The organism is Sorangium sp. So ce385 (assembly GCF_051474135.1).
Classification (GTDB): domain Bacteria; phylum Myxococcota_A; class Polyangia; order Polyangiales; family Polyangiaceae; genus Sorangium; species Sorangium cellulosum_D.
Genome location: NZ_CP150337.1, coordinates 13,429,595 through 13,454,219, shown reverse-complemented (window position 1 = coordinate 13,454,219; position 24,625 = coordinate 13,429,595). Strand labels below are relative to the sequence as shown.

At 71.3% G+C, this 24,625-nt stretch carries 13 protein-coding genes; 7 read left to right on the top strand and 6 right to left on the bottom strand.

Features of this window, described 5'->3' with window-relative positions; all coding sequences use genetic code 11:
- Positions 1–211: 211 nt before the first annotated feature.
- Entirely contained in the window at positions 212–2,815 is a 2,604-nt protein-coding gene (locus WME83_RS49190; RefSeq protein WP_437316630.1) for a serine/threonine-protein kinase, read from the bottom strand.
- A gap of 468 nt (positions 2,816–3,283) precedes the next feature.
- Between WME83_RS49190 and ggt the strand changes: the two genes are divergently transcribed.
- The 3 genes from ggt (at position 3,284) to WME83_RS49175 (ending at position 11,322) form a co-directional block, all read left to right on the top strand.
- Positions 3,284–5,119 carry a gamma-glutamyltransferase gene (gene ggt, locus WME83_RS49185; RefSeq protein ID WP_437316629.1) on the top strand — a complete coding sequence of 612 codons (1,836 nt, stop codon included), beginning with the start codon at positions 3,284–3,286 and terminating at the stop codon, positions 5,117–5,119.
- A gap of 6 nt (positions 5,120–5,125) precedes the next feature.
- Entirely contained in the window at positions 5,126–5,626 is a 501-nt protein-coding gene (locus tag WME83_RS49180; RefSeq protein WP_437316628.1) for an SRPBCC family protein, read from the top strand.
- A 719-nt stretch (positions 5,627–6,345) separates the two neighbouring features.
- On the top strand, positions 6,346–11,322 hold the full coding sequence (locus WME83_RS49175) for an AAA family ATPase (protein ID WP_437316627.1): 4,977 nt from the start codon (positions 6,346–6,348) through the stop codon (positions 11,320–11,322).
- Between the two features lie 96 nt (positions 11,323–11,418).
- Here WME83_RS49175 and WME83_RS49170 read toward each other — a convergent pair whose 3' ends face one another.
- From WME83_RS49170 to WME83_RS49160, 3 genes are all read right to left on the bottom strand, one after another.
- Positions 11,419–12,408, bottom strand: a complete 990-nt coding sequence (locus WME83_RS49170; protein WP_437316626.1) for a terpene synthase family protein — start codon at positions 12,406–12,408, stop codon at positions 11,419–11,421.
- A gap of 118 nt (positions 12,409–12,526) precedes the next feature.
- Positions 12,527–13,720, bottom strand: coding sequence for a cytochrome P450 (locus tag WME83_RS49165; RefSeq protein ID WP_437316625.1), 1,194 nt, complete (start codon positions 13,718–13,720; stop codon positions 12,527–12,529).
- Positions 13,721–15,073: 1,353 nt separating this feature from the next.
- Positions 15,074–16,267 carry a serine hydrolase domain-containing protein gene (locus WME83_RS49160; protein WP_437316624.1) on the bottom strand — a complete coding sequence of 398 codons (1,194 nt, stop codon included), beginning with the start codon at positions 16,265–16,267 and terminating at the stop codon, positions 15,074–15,076.
- Positions 16,268–16,456: 189 nt separating this feature from the next.
- Between WME83_RS49160 and WME83_RS49155 the strand changes: the two genes are divergently transcribed.
- The 4 genes from WME83_RS49155 to WME83_RS49140 all read left to right on the top strand — a co-directional run bounded on the left by WME83_RS49155 (position 16,457) and on the right by WME83_RS49140 (position 20,472).
- Positions 16,457–17,125: a TetR/AcrR family transcriptional regulator gene (locus tag WME83_RS49155; protein ID WP_437316623.1), complete on the top strand. Its 669-nt coding sequence runs from the start codon at positions 16,457–16,459 to the stop codon at positions 17,123–17,125.
- A 54-nt stretch (positions 17,126–17,179) separates the two neighbouring features.
- Entirely contained in the window at positions 17,180–17,944 is a 765-nt protein-coding gene (locus tag WME83_RS49150; RefSeq protein ID WP_437316622.1) for an SDR family NAD(P)-dependent oxidoreductase, read from the top strand.
- 29 nt (positions 17,945–17,973) lie between these two features.
- A complete protein-coding gene (locus tag WME83_RS49145; RefSeq protein ID WP_437316621.1) occupies positions 17,974–18,675 on the top strand; it encodes a DJ-1/PfpI family protein in 702 nt (233 codons plus the stop codon).
- 276 nt (positions 18,676–18,951) lie between these two features.
- Positions 18,952–20,472, top strand: a complete 1,521-nt coding sequence (locus tag WME83_RS49140; RefSeq protein ID WP_437316620.1) for an ATP-binding cassette domain-containing protein — start codon at positions 18,952–18,954, stop codon at positions 20,470–20,472.
- Between the two features lie 45 nt (positions 20,473–20,517).
- On the opposite strand, the gene WME83_RS49135 is transcribed toward WME83_RS49140, so the two are convergent.
- Together WME83_RS49135 and WME83_RS49130 are read right to left on the bottom strand one after the other, a co-directional pair.
- Positions 20,518–22,779: a S46 family peptidase gene (locus tag WME83_RS49135; RefSeq protein WP_437316619.1), complete on the bottom strand. Its 2,262-nt coding sequence runs from the start codon at positions 22,777–22,779 to the stop codon at positions 20,518–20,520.
- A 273-nt stretch (positions 22,780–23,052) separates the two neighbouring features.
- The gene (locus tag WME83_RS49130; protein WP_437316618.1) at positions 23,053–24,588 is read right to left on the bottom strand and encodes an Eco57I restriction-modification methylase domain-containing protein; all 1,536 of its coding nucleotides are present in this window, start codon (positions 24,586–24,588) and stop codon (positions 23,053–23,055) included.
- Between the last annotated feature and the right edge of the window lie 37 nt (positions 24,589–24,625).

Genomic DNA, 24,625 nt, shown 5'->3' with positions numbered 1-24,625 from the left:
GAAATAGCCTTTCTCTCTTCTTCTCTTCCCTCTGTGCCCTCTGTGCCTCTGTGGTTCATTCTCTCATGAAACCAAGGGAGAACCCGGGCAACGCGGCGCTGAACCGCCCTGCTCGAGAAACGGTCTGGACGCCGGTAGAACGGAGCCCCCTCTCCTTGGCGCCGCGGCGATTCAACCCCTCCTCGTCCGAGCGCCGCTCGCCGGCGCCGCGCTACCGCTTCTTTCGCGGCTTCGGCGGGGCGGTCGGCTTGATATCGATGGCCGTGGCCCCCTGACACGGCACCTGCGCCGTCACGCCCGCGCTGAGCCACTCGGGGAATTTCGTCTTGCCAGGCTTTCCGACGCGCACGAAGAAACGACCGCAGCGGATGACCAGCGGCTCGTTGACGTCCCCCGCGTACTTGCCGGTCACGTAGACGCCCCCCGGATCGGGGAACCCCACCGTGAGCACGCCCTGCCCCTTGGGCAGGGTGGCTGGGTTGACCCCATCCCGCCCCTGGCCGGCAGACTCCTTCGCCGCGGCTTCCTTCGCCGCCGCCTCCTTCGCTGCGGCTTCCTTCGCAGCGGCTTCCTTCGCTGCGGCTTCCTTCGCCGCCGCCTCCTTCGCTGCGGCTTCCTTCGCCGCCGCCTCCTTCGCCGCGGCTTCCTTCGCCGCCGCCTCCTTCGCCGCGGCTTCCTTCGCTGCAGCCTCCTTCGCCGCCGCGGCCTCCTTCGCCGCCGCCTGCTTCGCCGCCGCGGCCTCCCTCGCCGCCTCCTTCGCCGCCGCGGCCTCTTGCGCCGCCAGCTCCTTCGCGGAAGGCGCCTTCGCGCCCGGCGCCCGCTTCGCGGAGGTCGCAACGCTCGGCGGCGGCGCCGGCGCCGCCGTGGCCGTGACGACGGGCTCGGCGGCCGTCGCCGCCTGCTCGACCGGCGCGGCCGCGGCCGGCACCGGCCGATCCCGGCGCGCGACGTAGATCCACATCGCCGCCACCACCGTCGCCGTGATCGCCGAGACCGCGATCGTCCCGACCGGCGAGAGCGAGCGCGGCGCCTGCCAGCCCATCGTGGGCGAACGCTGCCGCCGCATCGACCCGCCCGGCGGCGGCGACGACTCCGCCGAGGGGCCGCGCAGGCCCGCCGCGCTCGGGTACGGCACCCCCCCGGGCGGCGTCCCGCCCGCCGTGCGGTCCACCGGCACCGTCACCCCGGGCGGCGTCAGGCCCGTCGTGCCCATGGGCACCGTCACCCCGGACGGCGTCACCGGCGAGCCGGACGGCGGCTTTGGCGGCGGCGGCGCGAAGAACGCCGGCGTGAGATCCGCCGGAAGCGCCGGCGGCGGACCGAAGCGGATCGCCTCCGGGATCGCCGAGATCGACGTCCCGAAGCGGACCGACGGCGCGCCCGTGCCCGGGATCGTCGCGTCGTCCTCCTCGAACACCGGCTCCACCTCGGGCAGCGTCGCCGGCCCGCCCCCCGCCAGCACCTCCTCGGCCGCCGCCGCGTCGCGCTCCGCCGCGCGCTTCGACGCCTCGTACAGCCGGCCGAACGTCTCGCGATCCGGCAGCGCGGGCTTCCGCCCGTCGGCGCCCTTCACCCCGAGCGCGGCCGGCAGCGCCGCCGCGACCGGCGTCGGCGGCGCCTGATCCGCCGGCACCGGGATCGTGATCGGCTCGGGCCCAGGCGCGCGCGCCGACAGCTTGCCGTCCGGGCGCGCCGCCGCCGCCAGCGCCTCGGACGGCGCCGGCGCCGGAGGCGTCGTCCCCGCCCGCGCGCCGGGCCGGAGCCTCGCGGCGCCGCCCTCCCTCGCGGCCTGATCCTTCGCGAAGAGATCCTTCGCGAGCCGCTTCGCCGCGTCCGCCGCGGGCCGCGCCGTCTGCCCGCCCTTGCCCTTGACCGGGATCGTCGGCCGCCGGTCCTCCTCCGGATCCGCGTCCTCGATCTCGATCGTCGCGTGCGCCGACTGCACGCGCGTCACGAGCTCCGCCTTCCCCTTCTCCGGGCGCGCGACCTTCGCGAGCGTCTGCTCGATCTCCTGGGTGGTGGTCTTCCGATCGTCCGGCGACAGCGCCAGGGCCGTGTCGAGCAACGCCACGACCGGGCGCGGGATCTCGGGGCGGATCGACGCGATTCCAGGCGGCTTGGTGCCGTCCGCCGGCGGCCGCCGCCCCGAGAGCAGCGACCAGAGCAGGAGCCCCACGCCGTAGATATCGGCCTTGACCGTGACCCGCTCGGCGCGCACCTGCTCGGGCGCCATGTAGCCCGGCGCCCCCTTCACCACGCCCGCGATGGTGTCCGGCGTGCGCCCGAGGATCTTGCCGATGCCGAAGCCGGTCAGGCGCACCTGCCCGTCCCACCCGATCACGATGTTCTCCGGGTGGAGGTTCCGGTGAATCACCGGCGCGGGGCTGCCGTGCTCGTCGGTCAGCCCGTGCGCGTGCGCGAGCGCGCCGGCGATGCAGTGGACCAGGTAGTAGACCGCCGCGTCGGCGAGCTTCTGCTGCCGCGCCGCGAGGTGCTGGAGCAGCCGATTGAGGTTCACGCCCTCGACGTGCTCGAGCACGAGCACGAGCCGGCCGGCGTGCTCGAAGAAGTCGAACATCCGCACGATGGCCGGGTGGTTCATCGACGCGCAGATCGACGCCTCGCGGGCGAGCTCGTCGGCGAAGCGCGGATCGCCCTCGGCCGTATTCGGGACGAGCTTCAGCACGCAGACGCGGCGAAACCCGAGCGGGCCGTCCAGCCGCCCGAGATAGACGCTGGTGGGCCCAGAACCGGCCAGGCGCCGGAGGATCTTGTAGGCCCCAATCGTCTCGGGAGCGGGCTCCGTCGGAAACATCCGGGGCCGATCATACCCAAGCGCGGCGAAGCCCCCAAGCCAACGACCAACACGGATCGATTCGCGGCGCCGAGAGGCGTCTCCGGGCGCCTCGGTAAGACGCCCTGCTCCACGCGCCCTGTACGGCGCGTCGCTCTCCCGTTCGCGGGAGAGCGGTACAGCTGATCAGCAGAAACCCGAACAGCTGTGACGGATTACGGCGCACGCTCCGCCGCGCGCGCGCCGGCGCGGAGACCCGCGGGATGCGCGCCTCCCGGACGCCGCGCGTCTCCGCGCCGCGCCGGCGCGCGGAGGAGACGCCGCGCGATCCACGCGGCGCCCGCGCGCCGGCGTGTGGAGAACCCGCGCCCGCGCGCGGGCGCCGCGCGGCGTGTGGAGAACCCGCGCCCGCGCCGGCGCGCGGTCGCGCTCGCGCGGCTGTGCCTCCGGCCTTCGAGCGGCGCTGGGCCTGGGTTATAAGCCGCCGCGATGAAGCTCCGCGCCTCTCACCGGCTGCTCGCCGTCGTCCTCCTCGCCCTCGCCGGCTGCGAGGCCGCCGTCCCGCCGCCGCCGCCCGCGCCGCCCCCGCCCCCGTCGCCGAGCGCCGCCGCCTCGGCGCCCGCGCCGGCCGCGCCGGCCCCTCCGGCCGCGCCGGTGTCGCGGTTCCCCGCCGGGTGGCCTTACCCCGAGGGCGCGCCGCCGGTGCGGGGGCCCTCGATGGTCTCCAGCGACGCCGCGCTCGCCACGAAGGTGGGCGCCGACGTCCTCTCCTCGGGCGGCAACGCCGTCGACGCGGCCGTCGCGACGGCGTTCGCGCTCGCCGTGGTGCACCCGACGGCGGGCAACCTCGGCGGCGGCGGGTTCCTCGTCGCGCGCGTCGGCGACAAGGAGCACGCGCTCGACTTCCGCGAGACCGCGCCGGCCAAGGCGACCCACGACATGTACAAGGGCAAGGACGGCAAGCCCACCGAGAGCTCCCGCGTCGGCCACCTCGCGGCCGGCGTGCCCGGCAGCGTCGCCGGGCTCTGGGAGGCGTACGACAAGCTCGGCTCCAAGAAGAAGACCTGGGCCGAGCTCATCGCGCCGGCGATCCGCCTCGCGAAGGAGGGCTTCCCGGTCGACGAGAACTTCGCGACCACGGTCAAGTCGGCCTCGGGCAAGCTCGCGCGCTTCCCGGCCTCGGCCGCGCTGTTCCTGCCGGGCGGCGCGCCCATCCAGGTCGGCGCGACCTGGAAGTCGCCCGAGCTCGCGGCGACGCTCGAGCGCATCGCCGAGAAGGGGCCCGCGGGCTTCTACGAGGGCAAGACCGCCGAGCTCGTCGTCGCCGAGATGCGGCGCGGCAAGGGCATCATCTCGGCCGCGGACCTCAAGGGCTACAAGGCGAAGTGGCGCGAGCCGATCGTGTTCGAGTACCGCGGGCGCCGCGTCGCCTCCATGCCGCTCCCCTCGTCGGGCGGCCTCGCCCTCGCGATGATCGCGCACCAGCTCGAGGGGCTCGACGTCGCGAAGCTCGGCTGGCACTCGCCGTCGCACGTGCACGTGGTCGCCGAGGCGATGCGCCGCGTCTTCCTCGCGCGCAACGAGATCCTCGGGGATCCCGACTTCGTGAAGAACCCGGTGGACGAGCTGCTCTCGGTCGCGTGGGCCGAGAAGCAGCGCGCCACGATCGCGCCGGACCGCGCGACCCCGACCGACGAGCTGACCCGCGGCGCGGGCGCCAAGGACTCGGGCGGCCGCGGCCCGCACACGACGCACTTCTCGGTGGTCGACGCGCAGGGCAACGCCGTCGCGCTGACCACGACGCTGAACGGCTGGTACGGCTCGGGGGTGACCGTGACCGGCGCGGGCTTCGTGCTGAACAACGAGATGGACGACTTCGCCACCGTGCCCGGCACCGCGAACCAGTTCGGCCTCGTGCAGGGGGAAGCCAACGCCGTCGCGCCCGGCAAGCGCATGCTCTCGTCGATGTCGCCGACGATCGTGACGGGGAAGGACGGGCGCGTGGAGCTCGTGCTCGGCGCCGCCGGCGGCCCGACGATCCTCACGGCGGTCTTCCAGATCCTCTCGAACGTGGTCGATTTCGGCTTCGACGTGACCACCGCGGTCAACGCGCCGCGCTTCCACCAGCAGGACTACCCCGACAAGCTGTTCATCGAGAAGGGCGGCTTCCCCGACGAGCTGCGGAGCGCGCTCGGCGCGATGGGCCACGCCTTCGACGAGCGCGGGCACATCGCCGACGCGCCCGCGATCGGCCGCGAGGGCGCCGCGTTCGCGGGCGCGCGGGAGCCGCGGCGGCCGGGCTCCGAGGCGGCGGCGGGGAAGTAGCCGGCGATGTCGTTCGACGTCGTCCCGCCGATCCGGCGCTCGCTGATCGTGCCGCTCTCGCAGGCCGACGCCTTCGACCTGTTCGTCCGGCGGATCGGCGACTGGTGGCCGCTCGCCACGCACTCGGTGGGCCGCGGCGCGGCGGCGTCGTGCCACATCGAGCCGTCGGTCGGCGGCCGCGTCTTCGAGCGGGCGCGGGACGGCACCGAGGCGCTCTGGGGGACCGTCGTCGCCTGGGACGCGCCGTGGCGGCTGGCGTTCACGTGGCACCCGGGCCGCGCGCCCGCCTCGGCGCAGGAGGTCGAGGTGCAGTTCGTCGAGCTCGTGGCGGCGCAGACGCGGGTCGACGTCGTGCACCGCGGCTGGGACCGGGCCGGCGAGCGCGCGGCGCCGATGCGCGCCCGCCACGACGAGGGCTGGCAGGTCATCCTGGCGCGCTTCGAGGCGCTCTCCCGCGGCGAGACCGCGCTGCCGGAGCCGCGCGGGCCCGGCGGGTGCAACGCCTGACCGAGCCCGCGGTCGTCCCGCTCTCCCCACATGGGCTCACGCAACACCCACCTTTCCCACCACGAGCTCAGCGTCGTTCCCTGTCCCCCGGCCCGCGCCCGCGGCGTCGCCGCCGCGACCGCGCGTGGATCACGCCGCGCCCCGCCCGATGTCAAAGGACCATTGCGCTCTAACGCAATGACCTGTGGACATGCGGACTCGTCGCGGACATCAGGAGCTCCCCTAAGGGGTTCCGTCCATCCTGATGTTCCATGGTGTTGCCTGCGCGTGAGGCCAAAGCATCGTGGCCCTCGCGGGGAGAGGCCGTCATCGCATGATGGTCACGGCCGTCGAGCGCGCGTGCGCCGCGTGGGGCCGTGAGCGCTCGCACAGCGAGGAGAGGCCGGCGTCGCATTCGCTCCGGCGCTCCAACGGGCTCGCGCGCCGAAGCCGTGACGCGCGGCGTCTCGGCCGCGGAGCCCCGCGGGAGAGCGCACGATCCGTGCGGTGGAGAAGCGGCGGTTCGACCTTGACACAAGCCGCTCGTTTCGATTGCTTACGGTGATGCGCCCCGCCGAGCACGTCCGCTCCTCAGGCGGTTCGCGCGGTTCGCGCGCACTTCCAACGACGCAGCCGATCTCCGCGCCCCCGAGGACAGCCGTCTTTCCGGGGCCTTCTCCTCGAACCAGACCGAACGCCGCGCCGGATCGATAGCCTTATCATTCCAGGGGGTAGCCGTCATGGTGGAACTACTGAATCACGAGCTGCTCGACACGCTGCACGACGGAGCTCGCAGCAGCGTCTACCTCGGCCGGAAGAAGAGCACGGGCAAGATGTGCGTCATCAAGGTGGCGCGCAAGGGCGTCAATGGCACCCGCAACGTCGCGATCCTGAAGCGCCAGTACGAGATCACGCGGAACCTCGACCTCGACGGCGTCGTCAAGGTCTACGACCTCGAGGTCCGCCTCGATTACGCCGCGCTCATCATGGAGTACTTCGCGGGCCGCTCGCTGCGCTCGATCATCGACGAGGGCATCGACGAGGGCATCGGCGAGGGCGGCAATGGCCGCGGCATCGGGCTCGTGCAGTCGGTCCGGATAGCGCTCCAGCTCGCGGACACGCTCGGCGCCATCCACGAGCGGAACATCATCCACAAGGACATCAAGCCCAGCAACATCATCGTCGACAGCGGCGTGAGCACGTCGAAGCTCACGGACTTCTCCATCGCCTCGCTCCTGCCGGGCGAGCGCGCGGCGGTGTACGACCCCTGGTCGGCCGGCGAGGGCACGCTCCAGTACATCTCGCCCGAGCAGACGGGCCGGATGAACCGCTCGATCGACTTCCGCTCGGACTATTACTCGCTCGGCGTCACGCTCTACGAGCTCACGACGCGGCGCCTCCCCTTTGAGACGACGGATCCGCTGGAGCTCGTGCACCATCACATCGCGAAGACGCCCGTCGCGCCGCACCTCATCCGGCCGGAGATCCCGGAGGCGCTCTCCAGGGTCATCATGAAGCTCCTGTCGAAGACGGCGGAGGAGCGGTATCAGAGCATCTTCGGCCTCAAGGCGGATCTCAAGGCCTGCCTCGACATGCTGGAGCACGACGCGCCAGCGCTGGATTTCGTGCCGGGGAGGAAGGACAAGCCCACGAGGCTCCAGATCTCGCAGCGGCTCTACGGCCGGCAGGAGGAGGTGGGCGCGCTCCTCTCGGCGTTCAGGAGCATCAGCGGCGCGGGGGGCCCGTCGGAGCTCGTCCTCGTGGCCGGCTACTCCGGCGTCGGCAAGTCGGCGGTGGTGAGCGAGATCCACAAGCCGATCGCGAAGCAGGGGGGTTATTTCGCCGCGGGCAAGTTCGACCAGTTCACGCGCAACGTCCCGTACGCCGCCGTCATCGCCGCGCTGCGGGAGATCGTCCGGCAGATCCTCACCGAGAGCAAGGAGGAGCTCGCCGACTGGAAGGCGCGGATCCTCGCGGCGGTGGCCCCGAACGGCCGCGTCATCGCCGAGGTGATCCCGGAGATCGAGCTCATCCTCGGCGAGCAGCCGCCCGTCCCGGCCCTCGGCTCGATGGAGACGCGCAACCGGTTCAACCTGACGTTCCGGAGCTTCATCGGCGCGATCGCGCTGAAGACGCGGGCGCTCGTGCTGTTCCTCGACGACCTCCAGTGGGCCGACACGGGCTCGCTCAACCTCATCAGCGTTCTCCTCGAGGACGCCGACATCCGCCACCTGCTCCTGCTCGGGTCGTACCGGGACAACGACGTGGACGACGCGCACCCGCTCCGGGTGATGCTGAGCGCGCTGCCGCGCAGCGGGGCGCGCGTGCGCACGATCACGCTGAAGCCGCTCGCGCCCGAGCACGTGAATCAGCTCGTGTCCGACACGCTCGACGCGCCTCCCGAGGAGTGCCGTCCGCTCTCGGACATCATCTTCGCGAAGACGCACGGCAACCCGTTCTTCACCATCCAGTACCTCGAGAGCGTCTGCCGCGACGGTCACCTGCGCTTCAGCTCGGAGACGGGCGCCTGGACGTGGAACATCGCCGACATCGAGCGGATGGACGTCGCGGACAACGTCGTCGATCTCATGGTCCGGCGGATCCAGGGGCTCCGCGCGTCGACGCAGCGGGTCCTGAAGCTCGCCGCGTGCATCGGCAACCAGTTCGATCTGAGGCTCCTCGCCCTCCTCCACCACAAGGACGTGCGCGCCACCGACGAGGATCTCTGGGACGCGCTGGACGCGGGGCTCGTCGTGCCCGTCGACGGCGACTACAAGATCGCGCGCTTCCTCGACGACGACGACGAGGGCCCGGTCACGTTCAAGTTCCTGCACGACCGCGTGCAGCAGGCGGCCTACAAGCTGCTCACGCAGATCGAGCAGGAGAGGACGCACCTGGAGCTCGGGCGGCTGCTCATCAGCGAGACCCCGATCGAGTCGATCGAGGAGCGGATCTACGACATCGTGCTGCACCTCAACATGGGGGCGGAGCTGATCGTGGACCGGCGAGAGCGGTACGAGGCGGCGCTCTTGAACCTGAAGGCTGGTCAGAAGGCGCGGCGCTCCACGGCGTACGGCCCCGGCGTGCAGTGCCTCCGCGCCGCGGCGGCGTTCTTGCCGGAGGACTCGTGGGAGGCGAACCACGATCTGTCGCTCGCCATCTACACGGATCTGGTCGAGCTGGAGTACCTGACGATCAACTTCGAACGCGCGGAGGCGTGCGCGAAGATCGTCGAGGACCATGCGAGGGACGTGCTCGAGAAGATCCGGGTCTACGAGACGCGCATTCAGTTTTACATATCGCAAAACCGCATGCCCGACGCCATCGACCTGGCGTTGAGCGTCATCGCCATGCTCGAGGTGCCCGTGTGCCAGGCGCCGCCGGCCGACGTCAGCGTAGCTCGACTGGCGCAGCTGCCTGCCATCACGGACAAGCGGATGAAGGCCGGGATCCGGATCCTGACCACCGTCAATCCGGCCGTGTATCTCGCCAGGCCGGCCCTGTTTCCGGTGAACGCGTTCACGATGGTCAACATCTGCACGCGGTACGGCAACTCGCCCCTCGCCGCGCTCGTCTACGCGACGTACGGCGTCATCCAGTACTTCGCGGACAACATCGACGTGGCGTTCGATCTGGGGCAGCTCGCCATCGAGCTCATCCAACGGTTCGGCGCCGTCGAGCTCGAGTGCAAGATCTACGCGACCGTGAACGTCCTCATCTACCACTGGAAGAGGCACCTTCGCGACACCCTCGAGCCCATGATCCACGCCGTCCAGGTGGGCCTGGACACCGGCGACATCGAGTACTCCGTGTACAGCTCGGCTCACCATTCATTGCACTCGTTCCTCGTGGGAGAGAACCTGGCGGTGACCGAGCAGCGGATGAGGCACTCCGTGGAGCTGTCGCAGCGGCTGAACAATCAGTACTCGCTCTACACCTGCAGGATCTGGAAGCAGCTCGTACACAGCCTGAGGGCCCCGTCGGCGGAGAAGCTGAAGCTCGTGGGCGACAGCTTCGACGAGACGACGATGATCCCGTGCCTCGGGCAGAGCCGGAACTCCCTGTTTTCGCTGCACCTGGCGAAGGGCATGCTGCTGTATTACTTCGGCGAGCCGGAGCAGGCCTACGACTGCTTCCGGGCCGCCGAGGAGTACCAGGACGCGGTCGGCGGCATGGCCATCGTCCTGGAGCACAACTTCTACGGCTCGCTCTCGACGCTCGCCGTCGTGGGTGTGGCCGCCGAGGACGCTCGGCAGGAGCTGCTCCGCAAGGTCGACGCGAATCAACAGAGGCTCGAGCTGTGGGCGCGGTTCGCGCCGGAGAACGGCCAGCACAAGCATGACCTGGTGCGCGCCGAGCTCGCGCGGGTGAAGCACGCCGTGGTCGAGGCGATGGACCTCTACGATCGCGCGATCGAGGGGGCTCGGAAGCACGGCTACATCCAGGAAGAGGCGCTGGCGTGCGAGCTCGCGTCCGCCTTCTACCGGGGGCTGGGCCGCCGCGAGATCGCTCAGCACTACATGACCATGGCCTACCGCGGCTATGCGCTCTGGGGGGCCGACGCGAAGTGCCAGAGCCTCGTCTCCGCGTTCCCTCACCTCATCCTCGAGGGAATGCCCGAGCAATCCGCGTCGGTGACGGTGACGTCCACCCACGACGGGGCCTCGCTCGACCTGCTCAGCGTCGTGAAGGCTTCACAGGCCATGGCGAGCGAGATCGTCCTGGAGAGGCTGCTCGAGAGCCTGATGACGATCGTCCTCGAATACGTCGGCGCGCAGTCGGGCGTGCTGGCCCTGGCGCGCGGCGATGCGCTCGTCGTCGAGGCGGAGGGGACCGTCGAGCCGAAGCACGTCAGCGTGCTCCAGGGGGTGGCCTTGGGCTCGTTCCGCGGGGCCCCCCAGTCGGTGATCAGCTACGTCCAGCGCACGCTCAAGAGCGTCCTCCTGGACGACGCGGCTCAGGAAGCGAAGTTCTCTGCGGATCCGTACATCCAAGAGAAGCGGACGAAGTCGCTGATGTGCGCGCCGATCCTGCGTCGGGGCCGCCTCGTGGGTGTGCTGTACCTCGAGAACAATCTGTCGATCGGCGCGTTCACGCAGGACCGCCTCGAGCTCCTGAGCCTCCTCTCGGCGCAGATCGCGACCTCCATCGAGAACGCGAAGCTGTACGAGGGGCTCGAGCGTGAGGTCGCCGCGCGGACCGAGGAGCTCCGGATGTCCAATGAGCAGCTTCGCTCCGTCAACGGCCGGCTGCAAGTGGAGCTCGCCGAGCGCGTCCGACTGCAAGAGGAGCGCGTCCAGATGCAAGAAGAGATCATCCGGAGCCAGCGTGATCGGCTGTTCGAGCTGTCGACCCCGTTCATCCCGATCACCGATGACATCATGGTGATGCCGATCATCGGGACCATCGACGACAAGCGCGCCGCGCAGATGATCGAGACCGCGATGCAGGGCGTCGCGGCCAGCTCTGCCAAGGTCGTGATCGTCGACGTGACCGGGGTGAAGAGCGTGGACTCGAGCGTGGCGAGCAGGCTGATGAGCCTGGCCCACGCGGTGGGCTTGCTCGGGAGCCGGGCGATCCTGACCGGCCTCCGCCCCGCGGTGGCGCAGAGCCTGGTCGCGCTCGGCGTGGATCTAGGCAAAATCGAGACGCGGGCCAACCTCAAGGCGGGCATCGCGTACGCCATGAAGCGCACCGCGGCGAGGTTGCACGCCTGAGCGGCGCGGGTCTCGTCGCCGCCCGTCCAGCTCGAGGCTGCCCTCCCGGCGCTGCCGGCTCGGCGCTCCGCTGTCGTCGCGGCCCCTCGCCCGCCGTCATCCGGCGTGCGCCACCATGTCCCCTAGCTCCGAGTAGCGCAGGGCCGCGAGCGCCCAGCGCTGATGGCCGGCGATCATGGCGTCTGTTGCGTCCAGGTACTGCTGGATCCCGTTCGTCGGGCACGCCGCGAGCATCCTCGACTTGAGGTATTGATACTCTGCGATCCGCTCGTCGTGCATGCGCTTGAGCTCCGCAACGGCGCCTTGCAGCGTGAGGCCGCCGATCTCCCGGAGGACGACGATCAGGTTGTGCACCTCGCCGGACTTCAGCTCCTTCTCGAGCGAGAAATAGTCGTTCGTCCAGCAGAGGATATCGTTGCAGATCTCGCGGACGCCCTGGAGCGTAGGGTGCTCCACGACCTCGAGCGGCAGCGGTTGTTCCAGGAGCAGCTCGAGCAGATCGCAATACGGGTAGACGGCGCCGCTGTAACGGCGCATCCGGATGTACTCGTCGATGCCCGGAACCCTGCGCTGCATCCGGTTGTTCGCTTCCCAGAGGTTGGCCTCGTAGTAATACTGAAAATGCGAGAGCCAGCGGTTCAGGAAGAAGTGTGGATGATCGCGCCGGATGCGATCGCGGATGTCGAGCAGGCCGCGCGTGATGGGATCATCCATGTCCGCGTCGACATACCCGAAGAGCTCGCCCAGGTATTTCTCGTTGAGCTTCGCGACGGCCCCGGGATCTGCGCTGAGGCTGCCCTCATCGTACGCGTCGTCCAGGAGGAACAACACGGCGGTGAAATCCGACGCTAGCTGCAGGGTTTGCAGCTTCGCCGAGGGGAAGACCCACGCGGCGAGGTGGGCCACGCTCGCCGCCTTGATGCGCGATAGCGCGTGGCCTTCGGTCGCCACCCGCAGACGGCGGACCCACTGCAACGTGCGGCGCTCGACGACGTCAACCTTGGGGTGGCGGGACGCAGGGAACGGGTACTCGAAAAAATCAGCTTCGCTCTTGGTTACGACGACGCTGGTTCGATCAGAGGACATCGTGGACTCCATCGCGAACCGTGGGCGTCCTCGTGCTGTCGAGAGCACGGCGCGCCACGTTGCGGCAGGTGCGAGACGAGTGGCGGAGGGAGCTTGGCCGCGGATCGCGGCGGTCACGTCAGGCGGCGATCACCTCGATGGGGAGCGCGCGCGGGCAGCGGGTATTGAGGGCCGAATTCCACTCGAGGCGCTCGGCGCGGAGCTCGATGCGCCTACATCGCGAAAGGAGCTCCTCCAGCGCCACGCGCGCCTGCGCCCGAGCCAGCGAGGCCCCGAGGCAGAAGTGGGCGCCGTGGCCGAACGCGAGGCTGGCCTGCGCGCGGCGCTCTGGATCGAAGCAGTCCGGGTCCTGAAACCGCGCCTCGTCGCGCAGCCCCGATCCGAGGAGCAACGCCACGATCGCGTGGGCGGGCACGCGCACGCCGCCGAGCTCCGTCTCGGCGAGGGTCAGCCGCATGACGGCGTGCACGGGCGGCTCGAACCGCAGCACCTCCTCGATGAAACGTGGGATGAGCGCGGGCTCGGCCCGGAGGCGATCCATCCACGCTGGTCGTTGCGCGAGGATCAGCACCATGTGCGTCAGCAGCGTCTCTGTCGTCTCGAGCCCCGCCACCAGCATCAGCAAGAGGAGGGCGATCACGTCTTTGTCCGTGAGGACGGCGTCGTTCACCTGCGAGCGGAGCAGGCTGCTCACCAGATCGTTCTCCATCCGGTCACGACGGCTCCTCAGCAGCTCTTGCATGAACCGCTCCATCTCGTCGATGGTCTGGCGCAGCTCGTCATGCCGCTGGTGGTCATCGGGGGAGGTGGTGCCGACGCTGACCATGTCCGCGGTCCACCGGACGAATTGCCTCTCGAGCGAGGGATCCAGGCCCATGAGCTGGACGAGGACGCGGATCTGCGCGCGACAGGCGAACGCGGAGATGAAGTCGGCCGTGCGGCGCTGCACCAGCTCGTCGGCGAGCCTCGCGGCCGTGGATCGCATGTGCGGCTCCACGGAGCTCACGGTGGACGCGGTGAACGCCCGGTTGATGAGGTTGCGCAGCTGGGTGTGCCGCGGCGGGTCGGCGAGGATCGGAGAGTCGGACAGGGGATTCGGGCGCTTCAGATAGGGAGGCTCCGTGGCCAGGCGCATCCCCGCCGACGAGAACACCTGCGTATCCTTCAGCGCGGAGACGATGTCGTCGTACCGGGTGACCACCCACATCCCGTTCGGGTCCACCTGGCACACGGGCGACTCGCGCCGCAGCGCCGCATAGAAGGGGTACGGGTTCTCTCGCACATCGGGGGCGAACAAGTTCAGTCGAGTCATTGCGCTCTTCCTGTGACGTGGGGAGGACACGGCCGCGACGCCATGGCGGCGCACGTCCACCAGCATGAGTTTCGTACTGCCTCAGATGCCGTTCTGGGCCGCGCTAGGGCGTTGGTCGGCGCTGCTCCGAGCGCAGCTCGCCTAGCGCTGGAGAGAGCACGAATCGGACGACTCAGGACGCATATCCGCGATACTCTGGTGCGTGGCCACCTGGGCGCATCGCTCGCCTGCAAGGCGCTTCGCGGCCGCCGCGCGGCACGAGCCAGTGGCTCGGCTCCCGCACGGCGCGGCCGCGCTCCTCGGTCGTCGTCACGCTCGCGATGATGCGAGCGCGCGACTCACGATCGCCTGGACTGCAGCGAGGGCATCTCCCGGTGCATCATGAGACCAGAGCCAACGAGAGAACCGTTAAGCTCTCTTCATTGCTGCGGACGTCCGATGATTCGTCGGTGCTCCTCCATCTGATGACAGCGTGGTATATACCATGCGGACAAATGCGCAACTGTATTCTTTGTAGGAGAATTCCTCACGAGGTCGTTCGCGCGTTCGGGCGCGCGTTCGGGCTCGCGTTCAGTCGCGTGTTCGAAGCGGCGGGCATACCGAGTCTGCAGACGCGGTGGCCGACGGCGGCAGCCAGGCAGCGTAAATAAAAATACATTTCTTCGCGCCGGACGCGCGTTTGTCCTCATGGAGGCGGCGTCGACGAGACGTGCTGCACCTGGACGACACTGCAGTGGCCATGCGGTGGAGATGCATTGCGACCCCTGGCCCGTGACGGCCGGATGATCCGCATGAGATCTCGGGAGCGACTGTGCAGCAATGAAAGCCGAGCTCACTTCGGGTTTCATCTCTGAATGCATGACGCGCGGCCCGGGCACATCGCCTCGGCGCGCGCTCCATGGAGCGCGCCTCATCGAGGACAGAGCCTGAGGCGCGCGTTGGATCGAACGCCCGTGGCCCTCTCCAGAGATGCTGACGGCGAAGTAATTCACTTTCGATGTGACGCGCATTGCAGCGAGACAGCACTGCACGCCGTCGCGCTCGCTCGCTATGCAAAATGAACGCCCCGCTCCGCCCGGAGCGCGATCGCCGTTCCCGGAGGTCGTCGCGGCGGCCGTGACGCGGCGCGATCGAGCCCGCGCGCCGCCGGCCGCACCCGCGCGCGCCGCCGCGTCGGCGGGGCGGCGGGCCGTCGACGGGGCGCGACGTCGCGCCGCCGAGGACCAGCGCCTCCGGCGGCGGTGAGATTTCAACAGGATCGCGGGAGAGCGGGAGGAGGGCGGGAACGGGAGATCATGGATCTCCGTCACTCCATGGTAACGCGCACGCCGGCAATGCGACGACCACCGCCCCTCAGGCGGCGGTCTTCAGGCACGCGTAGAGCGCCTCCGCGAGCGTCTCGGCCCGCGCGTCGGTCGTGAGCGCGAGGACCATGCGGTTCGGGAGGAAGGCGAAGCCGACCCGGGAGACGGGATCCGCGAAGCCGATCGCGCCGCCGAAGCCGGGGTGGCCGAACGCCTCGTCGTGCGGGCCCATGCCCACGCTCGCCGAGGGCCGCATGTAGCCGAGGCCGACCCGGAGCGGGTTCCCCCAGATGAAGTCGTTGCCGTCGTACTGCACCTGGATGTGGCGAGCCGTGGAGTCGGCCGAGACCACCCGGACGCCGTCGAGCTCTCCCCCCGAGGCGAGCATGGCGTACAGCCGGGCGACGCCGCGGGCGGTCCCCACTCCATTGCGGGACGCGAGCTCCGCCCGCCAGAACGTCGGGTGGTTCATCCCGTCCCGGATCAGGTCGCCGAAGCGGCGGCCCGGGCTCATGAACATGGCCTTGCCGGGCGGCGTGTCGGCGTTGATGAACTTGTAGAACTGGTCGGTATCCGTGATCGGATCGGGGCTCATCCACGCCACCCGGTCGTGCTCGGACTCGGGCAGCCCGATCCAGTAGTCGGCCCCGAGCGGTCCCGTGATCTCCTCGCGCAGGTAGGTCCCCAGGCTCTTGCCCGTGATGCGGCGGACGATCTCGCCGACGAGCCAGCCGTAGGTGGTCGTGTGGTAACCACACTGCGTCCCCGGCTCCCAGACCGGCGGCGCGGCCTCGATGAGCCGGAGGATGGCCTCGCCGTCGAGCAGCGTCTCGGGGCGGTCCACGCGCACGCGCAGCTCGGGGTCGGGGAACCAGGGCAGCCCGGCGCTGTGGCCGAGGACCATGCGCACCGTGATCGCGCCCTTGCCCTCCGCCGCGAACTCCGGCCAGTACGCGGCGACCGGCGCGTCGACGTCGAGCTTCCCCTGGTCCGCGAGCCGCTGCACCACGAGGGCGGCGATGCCGATGCCCACGGCGGCCCCGCACGCGAGGGTGTCCGCGGTCCACGGGACGCCGGGGCGGGCCTCGCCTCCCCAGAGGTGGGCGACCTCGACGCCGTCGACGTAGGCGCAGAACGACGCGCCGGCGTCGCCCTGTCGCGTGAGGTTCTCGACGAACGCGTCGCGAACGCGCTCGAAGCCAGGGGCCACGCTTCCTTGGATCATCGGCTGGGTGCTGGTCACGGATCGGTCCTTGGTAGAAAGGGGGTGCGCGGGGCGGGTGCCGCCCTCACGCCTCCATCATCGCCCAACTCGCCCGCCACCGCCCATCTGGCGGCGCAACGGGCGACCGCGTCGCGTCCGCGATCCCGCCCACCGGCCGGCGGGCCTCCTTGACCATGCGACCGATCGGTCATATGACTGATCGGTCGCATGCCGAAGAGCACGTTCTTTGGGCTGCCCGAGGAGCGGCGGGACCGCCTCGTGCGCGAGGCGATCGCCGAGTTCGCGGATCGGACCTACGCCGAGGCGTCGCTGTCGCAGATCGCGCGCCGCGCCCGCATCCCGAAGGGCAGCTTCTATCAGTACTTCGAGGACAAGCTCGATCTGTATCGGTGGCTGCTCACCGAGGAGGCGCCGCGGCGCAAGCGCGAGTTCGTGGGCGCCGCGACCCTGGAGGGCGACTTCTGGGCGCGGCTCGAGACCCAGATCGAGCGCGGCATGGCGTTCCTCGTCGAGCACCCGCGCCTCGCCCGCCTGTCGGCCGCGGCCGCGGACCCGACGGCGGACGCCGAGGTCCGCGGCCTGCACCGGGCCATCTGCGACGCGGGCGTCGCCGAGCTCCGGGCCCTGCTCGAGCAGGGCGTCGCGAGCGGCGCCCTGCGCGCGACCGACACGAGCCTCGAGGTGGCGACGCGCCTCGTCTCCGCCGTCGTCGGCCCCGGGCTGACCGAGGTCGTGCTGCAGGAGCTCGGGGCCGAGCTCCACGAGGTGCTGGCCTCGGACGCGCTGCGCAAGCAGCTCGGCCCGAAGCGCCGCCGCCGCCTCGCGCAGCAGGCGGTGCGGTTCATCCGGAGCGGCCTCGGCGCGGACGCCGCGTAGCGCCACGCGGCGTCGGCGCGGACGCCGCGTGGTTTCACAAGGAAGGGAGCTGTCATGATCAGGTACGACTTCTCCGGGCGGGTCGCCCTCGTCACCGGGGGCACCTCCGGCATCGGCCTCGCGACGGCGCGGGCGTTCGCGCGCGGCGGGGCGCGGGTCGCGGTGGCTGCGCGCGGCGACGACGCCGGGCGGCGGGCCTGCGCGGCGATCGAGCGGGAGGGCGCGCCGGCGCTGTTCGTCCCGACCGACGTGCGGGACGAGGCCTCGGTGCGGCGCGCCGTGGAGCAGACGGTGCAGCGCTTCGGCCGGCTCGACGCCGCGGCGAACTGCGCGGGCGTGGGCGGCGACATGGCGCGCCTCGAGGACGCCGACCAGGCGGTGTGGGACGACGTGATGGCGGTCAACGCCCGCGGGGTCTGGCTGGCCATGCGGCACGAGATCCCGGCCATGCTCGGGTCGGGCGGGGGCGCCATCGTCAACATGAGCTCGATCTACGGCGTCGCCGGGAAGGCGGCGCACCACGCGTACGTCGCGTCCAAGCACGCGGTCATCGGGATGACGCGGTCGGTCGCGCTTGAGGTCGCGCCCCGGGGGATCCGCGTGAACGCCCTCTGCGCCGGCGTCACCCGCACGCCCGCGATGGAGCAGGCCGAGGCGTTCGCGCCCGAGCTGGTGCGGGCGCTCGTGGCGCAGCACCCGCTGGGGCGCATGGCGACCGAGGACGAGATCGCGGGCGCCGCGCTGTGGCTTTGCTCGGAGGGCGCCGGCTACGTGACCGGCGCCGCGCTCCCGGTCGACGGCGGCTTCCTGGCCGCGTAAGGATCTCGAAGACCCACCACGGAGCCCCCATGCAAGCCAGGCAGATCGCGTTCCTCGTGTATCCCGACATGACGCTGCTCGACCTCGTCGGGCCGCTCCAGGTCATCAAGAACCTCGAGAGCTTCGGCGCGTTCGACGTCGTCACCGTCGGGGAGCGGCTCGAGCCCGTGCCCACCGACGTGGGCCTCGGCGCGCAGCCGGAGCGGACGTTCGAGCAGGTTCCGGAGCCGTTCGGGCTCGTCGTCCCGGGCGGCCTCGCCGGCCCGATCAAGGCCATCGCGAACGACAGGCTCATGGCGTACGTCCGCGCCGCCGGGAGGACCGCCGAGGTGCTCGGCTCGGTGTGCACCGGGTCGATCATCCTCGCCGCGGCGGGGCTGCTTGAGGGGCGCAGCGCGACCACGCACTGGACGTTCCTCGAGCACCTCGGCCGCCTCGGGGCGGTCCCGGTGCGCAAGCGGTGGGTCGAGGACGGCAACGTCATCACGGCCGCGGGCGTGTCGGCCGGCATCGACATGGCGCTCGCCCTGGTCGCGCGGCTCGCGGGCAACGAGGTGGCGCGCACGATCCAGAGCCTCATCGAGTACGACCCCGAGCCGCCCCTCGGCCCCATCGACTGGCGCTGGGTCGAGGCGTCGAAGCTCGGGCCCACGCTGCTCGAGAGCGTGACGCCGAGCTTGCGGGAGCTCCTGGCCGGAAAGCCCGAGCTCGCGGCAAAGCTGTTTCCCTGAGGCCCTGTCCGCGCGGCGACGTGCCCGACGCGCGCGGCGCGAAATCGTGACGCCGCGACGCCGCGCCGCGCCTCCCGCGGGGCGGAGGTTGCGTGAGCCGGGGCCGTCTGTTACAGAGTGCGGCTGACGCAAGAGGAGAGTGCTCCGGTGAAGATCAGCTCCTGAATCGGTCTCCGTCGCGGGCCGCGAGCGCACAAGGTCGCATGAGCCTTGGCGCGACGCGCGGCCTGCCCGTCCCGTGACCGGGCCGCGTGGCCCTTGGATTCAGGAGCTTGTATGTCGTCGTTGCGCGCGCACCGCCTCTCCTTTGCTTATTCCGACGCGTCCCCGATCCTCACCGACGTCGATCTCTGCCTCACGCCCGGCTGGTACGGGATCGTCGGGCCGAACGGCGCCGGCAAGACCACGCTGCTCCGGCTCTTCTCCGGCGACCTCGAGCCCGACGCCGGGAGCCTGCGCGTCGAGCCGCGGGGCGCGACGATCGCGGTCTGCCCGCAGGCCGTGGAGCACGCGGACGCGGCGATCCGCGCGCTCTCCGAGGCCGACGACGGCCTCGCGCGACGGCTGCGCGGCGAGCTCCTCCTCGACCCGGCGCAGCTCGAGCGCTGGGCCACGCTGTCGCCGGGCGAGCGCAAGCGGTGGCAGATCGGCGCGGCGCTCGCCGCCGAGCCGGACGTGCTCCTGCTCGACGAGCCGACCAACCACATCGACGCGGACGCGCGGGCGCTGCTCGTCGGCGCGCTCGGCGGGTTCCAGGGGATCGGCGCGTGCGTCTCGCACGATCGCGAGCTCCTCGACGCGCTGACGGTCGGCACGATCCGGGTCGACCGGGCCGCGGCGCGGCTCTACCCCGGCGGCTACAGCGCGGCCAAGGAGCACTGGGAGGCGGAGACGCGCGGCCGCGAGGAGGCGCACCAGCGGCTGCGCGCCGAGGAGCGGCAGCTCCGCCGCCGGCTCGGCGAGGAGCGACGGACGCAGGCCGCGGCCGACGCGGAGCGGAGCACGAAGAACCGGGTCAAGGGCCCGCGCGATCACGACGCCCGCGGCATGCTCGCGGGCATCCGGGTGGCCGCGGCCGAGGCGCGGCTGTCGCGCTCCGTGGGCGTGACGCGGCGCAAGCTCGAGAAGGTGTCGGCCGAGGCGGGGGAGTTCGAGTTCGAGAAGGCCGTGGGCCGCAGCGTGTTCGTCGATTACGAGCGGTCGCCCGCGCCGTGGCTGTTCGTGCTCGACGCGCCCGAGATCCGCGCCGGCGGCGAGGGGCGGGCGCTGCTCCGGGACGTGCGGCTCAGCGTCGGCCGCGAGGACCGCATCCGGATCGCGGGCCCGAACGGCACCGGCAAGACCACGCTGGTGAAGGCGCTGCTCGAGGGCGCGCGGGTGCCGGCCGACAAGGTGCTCTATGTGCCGCAGGAGCTCGGCGAGGCGGAGGAGCAGGCGCTGCTCGCGCGGGCGCGGCGGCTGCCCCCGGAGGAGCGCGGGCGGGTGATGTCGCTGGTGGCGGCGCTCGGGGTGGAGCCGGGCCGGCTGCTCGCGTCGGCGCGGCCGTCGCCGGGCGAGGCGCGGAAGCTGATGATCGCGCTCGGGCTCGGGCAGCACGCGTGGGCGCTGGTGCTCGACGAGCCGACCAACCACCTCGATCTGCCCTCGATCGAGCGGCTGGAGCGCGCGCTCGCCGACTACCCGGGCGCGCTGCTCCTCGTCACCCACGACCGGGCGTTCGGCAGGAGCTGCACGTCGATCCTGTGGACGGTGGCCGAGGGCGAGGTGCAGATCTCGTCCGACGACGCCGGCGCGTGACGATGGGGTGGCATCGGATCGCGCGCCGGCGCCGCTCGGGCCGCCTCAGTCGATGACGGGCGTGCCGCCCATCTCCTTGAGCACGGCGTCCGCGCCGGACACCGCGTCCATCACCCACTGCATGTAGCGGTGATCGACGTGGATGGTCCGGGTGATCGACGGCATGAAGAGCCAGTCGGACGCCATCGCCTCGTAGTTGCCGTCGAAGGCGAGGCCGACGAGCTCGCCGCGCGCGTTCAGCGTGGCGGAGCCGGAGTTGCCGTTCGTGATGTCGAGATCGCTGAGGAAGCAGACCGGGATCTCGCCGAGGTCGCCGTCCACGTACGGGCCGAACCGCCGCTCGCGGACGGCCTCGAGCAGGGCCTCCGGGGTGTCGAACGGCGGCTTGCCGGTCGTCTTCTTCACGACCTCGCTGAGGACGGTGAACGGCCGATAGACCGGCTTGTCGATCTCCGGGCGGTAGCCCCGCACCGTGCCGTAGGTGATGCGGAGGGTGCCGTTCGCGTCGGGCGCGAGCATGCCGCCCCGGTACGCGCGGAGCGCCTCGACGAAGCGCGGCTTCACGAGGGTCATCGCCCCGGCGTAGGCCTTGTCGCGGGCCTCGATGGCCTTGTCCACGGGCGCGAGCGCGAGGGCCAGGCGGATCATCGGATCGCGGCTCGCGTCGAGCTCCTCGGTCGTCGCCGTCTTGAGCAGCTTGACCCGGGTCGCCGCGTCCTCGAGCGCCGTCTTCTCATAGAGGGCGTCGACCGCCGCGCCGAGGGCGGCCTCGGTCGGCGGCACCCCGCCCGCGAGGCTCCCGACGAGCGCCGGCCTGTCCTTCGGATCGAGCCGCAGCGCGCGCTTCAGGGCCAGCTTGAAGGTGCTCCGATCGATCGCGCGGTCGTAGGACTTCTGCAGCGACACCTGCGCCTGCTCGAGCCGCTCCCAGTTGCGCTCCTGGTACTCGGCCTCGCGCTCGGCGTCGGGCTTGGACCGCTCCTCCGCCATGCGCACGAGGGTCACGGCGGCGTCGAGGAGCCGCGCGGACGAGAGGATCTCCCCCACGGCCGCGTCGTGGTCGCGCGTCTTCCGCTGGTCGTCGTGCAGCGCGGCGATCTTCTCGATCGCGCCGCCGTAGGCCGCCTTGCGCTCCGGGTCGGCGTCGATCCAGACCTTGAGCTCGCCCTCCAGCTTGGCCTTCTCCTTGGCCAGGCCGCCCTGGACCAGCCCCTCGAGGAGGCCGCGCGTCTTGAGCAGGTAATTGCTGTAGCCCTGGATGGTCGGTTGCGCCTTGATGCGCACCGCCGGGTCGTTCTTGCCGAGACCCTCCAGGAGGGCGATCGACTCCTCGTAGAACGACACCCGCTTCGGGTACTGCCACGACACGGCGGACTCCACCTCCGCCGCGGTCCGGAGCCGGTTCGTCGTGCCGGGGTAGCCGGCGACCATCACCAGGTCGCCCTGGTGGAGCGGCGCGGAGGCGAGCTTCAGGTGGTGCGCCGGGCGGTAAGGCACGTTGTCGTCCGCGTGGCCCGCGGGACGGTTGTCCTTGCCGACATAGGCCCTGAAGAAGGCGAAATCTCCGGTGTGGCGCGGCCAGCGCCAGTTGTCGATGTCACCGCCGAAGTTGCCGATGGCCTCGTGCGGGGCGTAGACGAGGCGGACGTCCTTGATCTCCAGCTGCTCGATCAAGGAGACCTGGCCGCCGCCGAAATACTCGGCGATGGAGCAGCGGATCTCCGGGCGCCCCTCCTCGCACGCGGACACGAGCCGCTTCTTGCGCCGCTCGATCTCCTCATACCGCTCGAGATCGCCCGAGATCGCCTCGAGGCCGCGCCGCACCTCGCCGGTGACGTCGCGGAAGGCGCGGGTCACGAAGACGCGCGCGGTGGGGCCGGCCCACCGCTCCTCGGCGCGGGATCTCGCCAGGTAGCCGCTCGTCAGGAGGTCCTGCTCCGGGGTGGAGTTGTACTGGAGCGCCCTCGTGGCGCAGTGATGGTTCGTCGCGATGAGCCCGTCGGGCGAGACGAACGACGCCGAGCAGCCGCCCAGGCTCACCACCGCGCCGAGCGGGGACGCCGTGGGATCGGCGAGCGACGCCGGATCGATCTCGAGGCCGAGCGCCTCGAGCTGCTCCTTGTGCTGCGCCATCTGCTCGGGCATCCACATCCCGCCGGGGTTCTCGAACGGCGTCCCCTGGCCGGGCCCCGAGGCCGGCGGCTTCGTATCGCCCGCTTGCGGCCGCTCCGATCCGCAGCCCGGCGCGAGCGCGGAGAGAGCGAAGAGCGCGAGGAGCGCGTGACCACGCAGAGAGGAATGAAACATGCGGTGTTGTTACCATCGCCGGTCGATAAAGCAACCACACGGCATCTTTCGCACAGCGCGAGATGCGGTGAAGCGAGCCACACGCGCGCAGGAGACGCGCTATTTTCCTCGGAGAGAGCATTCCCCTCGTGGCGATGGACACCGGCTCTCGTCGATGTCCCCGAAGGCGAGGTTCGCCGGCTTCGGCGCGCTCGCCGAAAAGCCATGTTCTCTGCGTCCGGCGCCGGACTGGCATTCACGGCATGCCGGCGAGCCGCCCTCGGGGAGGGCGCCTCACGGGCCCGCGCCGAGCGCCTCCTCGACGGCGCGATCGATCTCGCGCTGGCCGAGGGCGCGATCGCCGGCGCGGGCGCCGAGCCGCTCGATCGCCTCGAGCGAGGGATACGTGAGCCGCCGGAGGTCGGCGGCGTTGACCTGCGTGTGGCCGCTCCACTGCCGGAAATACGTGTCCACGAGCGTGGAGCTCAGGAACGCGCGCAGGCCGCGGGCGAGGAGCGGCGGCAGCCCGGCGCCGCCCCGGTGATAGACGTTGAGGTGGTTCTCGAAGCCCACGCGCGCGCAGGGCACCAGCTCCGGATCGAACACGGCCGCCGTGATGCGCCGGCGCTCCTCCTTCGAGGAGCAGCGCTTGACCACGACATAGGTCCCGCTCGGCATCCAGAGGTGGGCTGTCGCGGAACAATCGACCAGGGCGTTCGGCTTCTTGCCGGGCCTCGGCCAGCGGACCACGCCGGCGTCGAGGTGCGCGGCGTAGATGAGCGGCGCGGTGTCCGCCGCGGGGTCCGCGCGGAGGAGCGCCCGAGCGCGGAAGTCCACGACCTTGCCCGTGGAGATCGAGAGGCCGAGATCGGCGAGGCGCGCCGGCAGCCGCGCGAACGCGTCCGCCACGTCCTTCCCGGCCTGATCCGGGACGACGTGGATGAAGCGCTCCGGGTCGCCCGGCCGCACCACCTCGGCGAGGGGGACCTTCCGCGCCGCGATCGGCCCGTCGTCCGGGCCGTTGCTCGACGAGACGAGCACGGCGCCCGGCGGCGCGCCCTTCACGCCGCAGACGACGACGTTCTCCTGCAGGATGTCGTCCTCCGCGAACGCCGCCGTCCGCGACTCGAAGACGTGGACCCTGAAGAGCGACATCTCGCGCAGGAACAGCTCGCGGAAGGCGCGAAAATAAGGGCCGTTGCAGAAGCTCCTCGGCGTGATGGCGACGAGCTCGCCGCCGGGCTCGAGGACGCGCACCGCGAGCGCCAGGAACGCCGCGTAGAGGTTGCTCGCCTCGATCCCGGCGCGGCGCAGCGCGCGCCGGGCCGCCGAGCCGGCGCCGAGCTTCTTGTAGGGCGGGTTCAGGATCGCATGGGTGAAGCCCGCGCGCGGCCCGGGCAGGGAGAGCTCCTCGACGGCCGCGGCGATGAAGTCGGCGCGGACGGCGCGCCCGTGGAACGCGATGCCCGCCGCGCGGCAGGCGTCGCCGCACGCGCGCATGCCTTGGGAAAGACGCTTTACGAGCGCCGGATCGAGCTCGTAGCCGACGGCGAGGATGTCCGTCGGCGGGTCGGGCCGGGCGCACGCCTCGGCGACGAGCGCCGCCGTGAGGGAGCCGACGCCCGCGCCGGCGTCGAGGACGCGGACCGACCCGCCGAGGCGCTGGAAGAGCGACGCCATGAACGAGGCGACGCGGGGGGGCGTCAGGAACTGGCCGAGCTCGGAGCGCCGGGCGGGGTCGAGGCGCAGCGACGCCTGCGCTCGATGGCGGTCGACCGCCTGGAGCAGCGACGCCGGCGGCGAGCGCCGGAGCTCTCGGGCTGCGCTCATCGGCTGGCCGCCATGGGTGCCGGGGGGCCGGTCGCGC